Source organism: Streptomyces sp. NPDC050743, from assembly GCF_044456925.1.
In the GTDB taxonomy this organism is placed as follows: Bacteria; Actinomycetota; Actinomycetes; order Streptomycetales; family Streptomycetaceae; genus Streptomyces.
In genome coordinates this window covers 1-4699 of sequence record NZ_JBITGJ010000244.1, presented here as the reverse complement: position 1 = coordinate 4699, position 4699 = coordinate 1, and the positions used below count along the sequence as shown (strand labels likewise).

The window sequence follows — 4699 nt, the reverse complement described above, 5'->3', positions numbered from 1 at the left end:
GGCCGGACCCGGTCAGCCGAACACGTCGCGCACCCGGACCGTGCGCACCCTCAGCCACCGGGCCCGGCGCGCCGGCAGCCGCTCACGCGCCGCGGGCCAGCGTGACGTCCTTGATCGGCTGCCACTCGGTCGTCCACGCCAGCGGCTTCGAGGAACACCACGAGATCGAGGTAGGAGGCCGTTAGACATCCAACGGCCTCCTCTTGGCTGGCTCTCCCAGCCGAGGTAGACCGACTTCGACCAGGTGGAGAAGTCGCGCCTCTTGCTGGGCCGGCTCTGCCTGTCGTCGAACCCGGTCCAGCTGCGCGGCCGAAGGGGCGACGTTACGGGGCCTGGAGGTTCGACGCGTACTTGTCCGGCGTCGCCCACCGCCCAGCCGAACTCGAGGCATAAAACGGCCCAAGCCCCGACGACACCCTGGCAGCGCCCGTGCCCACGCTGAGCCTTGCCGCCCGCGGACAATCGACGTCCGCACCCCGCGCGTCGAGACCCGCACACTCATCCCCGGAACCCCGATCTGCGGCAACGGCCCGCCGACCGACGGATTCAGCCAGGCCGCGTGAGCCGGCCAAGGGCCGGATGCCGAGCGGGTCGGGCGCGTGTCGGCGAGCACCTTGCGGTGCCGTGGCACCGCGTCCGAGGGTTGATCGCGGGAATCGGGTTGAGGTCACAGCAATCGGTCGACCAGCCCGTCGATGTAGTCCGGGGTGAGCGGGACCATGCCGAACAAGACGCGGATATACATCGGGGCCAGGATGTGGTCCAGCACGTCGAACGCGTCGAGTGCGGGCTCGCCACGGTCGCGGGCGCGATCGAGCATGGACTGCAGTTGCCGGGTGCGTTCGGCGCGGAGGTCGGCACCAGCCTGCAGGCCCTGCTGACCGCTGCTCGACAGGGCGACGGCCAGGTGCAGCACCGCCGGACCGTCGGGTCCGGTGATCTCGCGGGCCACTTGGGCCGCGTAAGTGCGCAGGTCGCCGGCGAGGCTCCCGGTGTCGGGCATCGGCGACTGCGCGTTGAGGCGGGTGAGCGCCACGTCGGTGAGCAGGGATTCCAGGCTGCCCCACCGGCGGTAGATGCTGCTGTCGGCTACGCCTGCGCGGGCTGCGACCTCGCCGACGGTGAAGTTGCCGTAGCCGCGCTCGCTGATCAGGTCGGTGACGGCCTGGTGCACCTGCGCGCCGACGCGGGCGCTGCGCCCGCCGGGCCGCCTGGCTCGCTGTCGCTCGTTCACACCCCCACCTTAACGCAGTCGCGACTTGCGTTTGCGAGGCGACCCTCCCTATAGTCGACTAACGCAGTCGCTGACTGCTTTAGGGCGCTCGGGTGTATCGCCAGCCGCGTCGACCGCGACCGGGCGCAACCGACGATTGAGGGGGATCCCATAGCTGCATCGCATGCGACCGTAGGCAGTCGATCAAACCGGGCCGTGCTGCTCACGGTGACCTGCCTAGGCCAGTTCATGGTCCTGCTCGACAACACGATCGTTGGAGCGGCGCTGCCCGATATGCAGCACCGGCTGCACACTCAGCTGACCGGTCTGCAATGGATCGTCGACGCGTACGTACTGCTGGTCGCCATGCTGCTGCTGTCCGGCGGCGTCTTCGCCGACCGGTTCGGCCGCAAGCGGGTCTACCTGACCGGCGTGGCGGTGTTCACCGCCGCGTCGCTGCTGTGCAGCCTCGCGCCCTCGCTCGGCTGGCTGGTCGCCGGCCGGGTGCTGCAGGGCATCGGCGCCGCGGCGCTGAGCCCTGCCTCGCTCGCCCTGCTCGCCGCCGCCTATCCCGTGCCACAAGAACGAATCAAGGCGATCGGGCTGTGGGCCGGATTCAGCGGAATCGGTCTGGCCGCAGGCCCCGTGGCCGGCGGCGTGCTGACAGAAGCCTTCGGCTGGCCCGCCATCTTCCTGGTCAATCTGCCCATCGGCGTGGTCCTGCTGCTGGTCGGCCTGCGCCACCTCGACGAGTCCCGCAATCCGAGCGCCCCCGCGATCGACATCCCAGGCACGGTGCTGTCCGTTCTGGCGGTGGGGGTACTGACCTACGGGCTGATCGAGGGTGGTGCCCGCGGCTGGACCTCACCGGTCATCCTGGGCAGCTTCGCCGCCGCGATGATCCTCCTCGCCGCCTTCGTCGCCGTCGAAGCCCGTCGTTCCGCTCCCATGCTGCCGCTGCGGCTGTTTGGGCAGCGCCTGTTCACCGTGTCCAACACCGCCATGGTCGTGGTGGGGTTCGCGCTCATGGGTTCGTCGTTCTTCTTCTCCCAGTACTTCGTGTACGTCCAGGGCAGCTCGATCCTGCGCGCCGGCCTGCAGACCCTGCCGGTATCCCTCGCCATGGTGATCGTCAGCCCGTACGCGGGCCGGCTCGCCGCCCGGTACGGCTTCCGCATCGTGGTTACCACCGGCCTGGCCCTGGCCGGCCTGGGACTGCTGGCGCTCGGTATGGTGCACGCCGACACCGGCTACGGGAACGTGTGGTGGCGGCTGGGACTCGCCGGCATCGGCTTCGCCCTGGCCATGTCCCCACTGACAGGCGCCGCCATCCAAGCAGTCAGCCCGCACGAAGGCGGCCTCGCCTCCGGCATCAGCAGCACCACCCGGCAGATCGGCGCGGTGCTCGGCGTAGCGGTACTCGGAGCCATCGTCCGTACCCGGCAATCCGGCGGCGCCTCCTTCGAGACCGGCCTCAACAGCGCCTTCCTCGCTGCCGGCACCGTCACTTTGGCCACCGCCGTGTTCACCGGCCTGTGGCTGGCGAGGTCCAAGCCCGCAGAAGGCTCCGCGGCGCCGCAATGTTCCACCGATCCCGATGCGGTCACCACCTCGAACCAGGCATCCGTGAACGGCCGTTGACCATGACAACCGCCTTGGCCGGGAGAAGCGGCTGCGCACCGAGGGCGTCGACATCACCATGCCGCTGCCGAGGACCTCTGGGCGAACGCTCCTTCCAGGTCACCGACCCCAGCGGCGCGATCGTCCAGTTCATCGAGTGGGTCACCCCGCCCAGCCCCGCGAACACCTGAAGCCCCACCGGGCCAGGGTGATCCGGCCCTGGCCCGGCGACGCCCCGCCAGGGCCGTGTGCGACATCCCGCAACCACGCAAAGGACCCCGACCTTCTCCCCCGACCGACCACCGTGCACCCGCTGCCCGCCCACGAACGCGTGGTGTTCCTCAACCCGCTGGTCACCTCAATGGGCTCACCGGAAGGTCTTCACCAGCAATGCCCAACGCGCGCGAGCACTCGCGCCCTGGCTCGACTTCTACAACACTGGCCGCCGACACACCGCGCTCGGCGGCCAGCCACCGATCAGCCGACTGTCACCAACCTCATGACCAAGTACACCTAGACCACGCCTTCGCCACCCGTTCGGCCTCCAGTATCCACCTCTTGGAACACAGAAAGTAATGATATAATTACTCATTGTGTTCATGTCGCTCCGAGAGGGCCAGGGCCGTACTCGACGGGGCGCCCGGAACCAGATCCGAGATCACCCGACTCCGCGGTCCGACGCCCTGGATTCAATCGGCGCAAACAGAAGGACGTGGCGATGAACCCTGTCCGGCAACCCGGCCGAATACCGGCACGCGCTCTGCACGGCACCGTCGCGGTGCTGACCACGTGCGGTTTACTGTTCACCGTCTGTGCGACCACCGGTCCGGAACAGACAAGCGCGCTGCTGAGCCCGGTACACGCTCCGCAGGGAGCGGCCAACGCCGCCTCCACGGTCCCGGTGCCGCCTGGGCTGCAGCGCTACTACAGGCAGAAACTGCACTGGAAGACCTGCCCCGATGCGCCCGCATTCCAGTGCACGACCGTGAAAGCACCCCTGGACTACGCCCACCCGGCCGCGGGCGACATCAACCTCGCAGCCGCCCGCAAGAAGGCCACCAGGACCGGCGCCACGAGGATCGGTTCGCTCCTGTTCAACTTCGGCGGCCCCGGTGTATCGGCCATCGATGCCCTCACCGCCACCCCCGATAAGTACGCCTCCCTGAACGCGGCCTACGACCTGGTCGCCCTTGACCCCCGCGGTGTCGGCCACAGCACCCTGGTCGACTGCGGCACCGACACGTCCACGGCCACCGGCGAAAAGGGCATGAGCAGCACGTCAACGGACGAGGACATCGATGAGGATGTCGCACTGCGGGCGAAGATCGCCGCCGCATGCGCCCGTCACGCCGGGCGACTGTTGCCCCACGTCGGCACCCTGGACGCGGCTCGGGACATGGACCTGATGCGCGCACTCCTCGGTGACGAACAGCTGCACTACATCGGCTGGTCCTACGGCACCTACCTGGGGGCGAGCTACGCCGAACTGTTCCCCTCCCGCGTGGGTCGCATGGTGTTCGACGGAGCGGTCGACCCCTCACGCAACGCCGCCAGCTTCTACCTGAACCAGGCGCGGGGCTACCAGATCGCCTGGGAGGCGTTCGCGGCCGACTGCGCCGCCCGTGACGACTGCCCGGTGGGGCACTCCGTCAAGGAGGCCGGCCACACCCTTGACTCCCTGGTCGCCCGGCTGGATCGCTCCCCCCTGCAGCAAGGCAAGGACATCATCGTCAATGGGCAAGTGGTGCTCACCATAACCGCTGTCCTGCTCAGTGCGTTGTGGCAAAGGGAGTCCCTGTTCGATGAACAGGGGCTTCTTCGTGTGCGGGGCATGATCGCGGAGGGGTAGGGGCAGGCAGCGGACGG

Annotated in this window: 3 protein-coding genes and 1 pseudogene; 3 read left to right on the top strand and 1 reads right to left on the bottom strand. The window is 68.8% G+C overall.

Annotated elements, in window-relative coordinates:
- Positions 1-667: 667 nt before the first annotated feature.
- The gene (locus tag ACIBJF_RS52220; protein WP_399184928.1) at positions 668-1234 is read right to left on the bottom strand and encodes a TetR/AcrR family transcriptional regulator; all 567 of its coding nucleotides are present in this window, start codon (positions 1232-1234) and stop codon (positions 668-670) included.
- A 150-nt stretch (positions 1235-1384) separates the two neighbouring features.
- Between ACIBJF_RS52220 and ACIBJF_RS52215 the strand changes: the two genes are divergently transcribed.
- From ACIBJF_RS52215 to ACIBJF_RS52205, 3 genes and pseudogenes are all read left to right on the top strand, one after another.
- Positions 1385-2854 (top strand): MFS transporter, encoded by a 1470-nt coding sequence (locus tag ACIBJF_RS52215; RefSeq protein WP_399184929.1) that lies wholly within the window; start codon positions 1385-1387, stop codon positions 2852-2854.
- Positions 2855-3192: 338 nt separating this feature from the next.
- Positions 3193-3336: pseudogene (locus ACIBJF_RS52210) on the top strand (integrase core domain-containing protein); the annotation flags it as partial.
- 215 nt (positions 3337-3551) lie between these two features.
- Positions 3552-4682, top strand: a complete 1131-nt coding sequence (locus tag ACIBJF_RS52205) for an alpha/beta fold hydrolase (RefSeq protein ID WP_399184927.1) — start codon at positions 3552-3554, stop codon at positions 4680-4682.
- Positions 4683-4699: the final 17 nt, after the last annotated feature.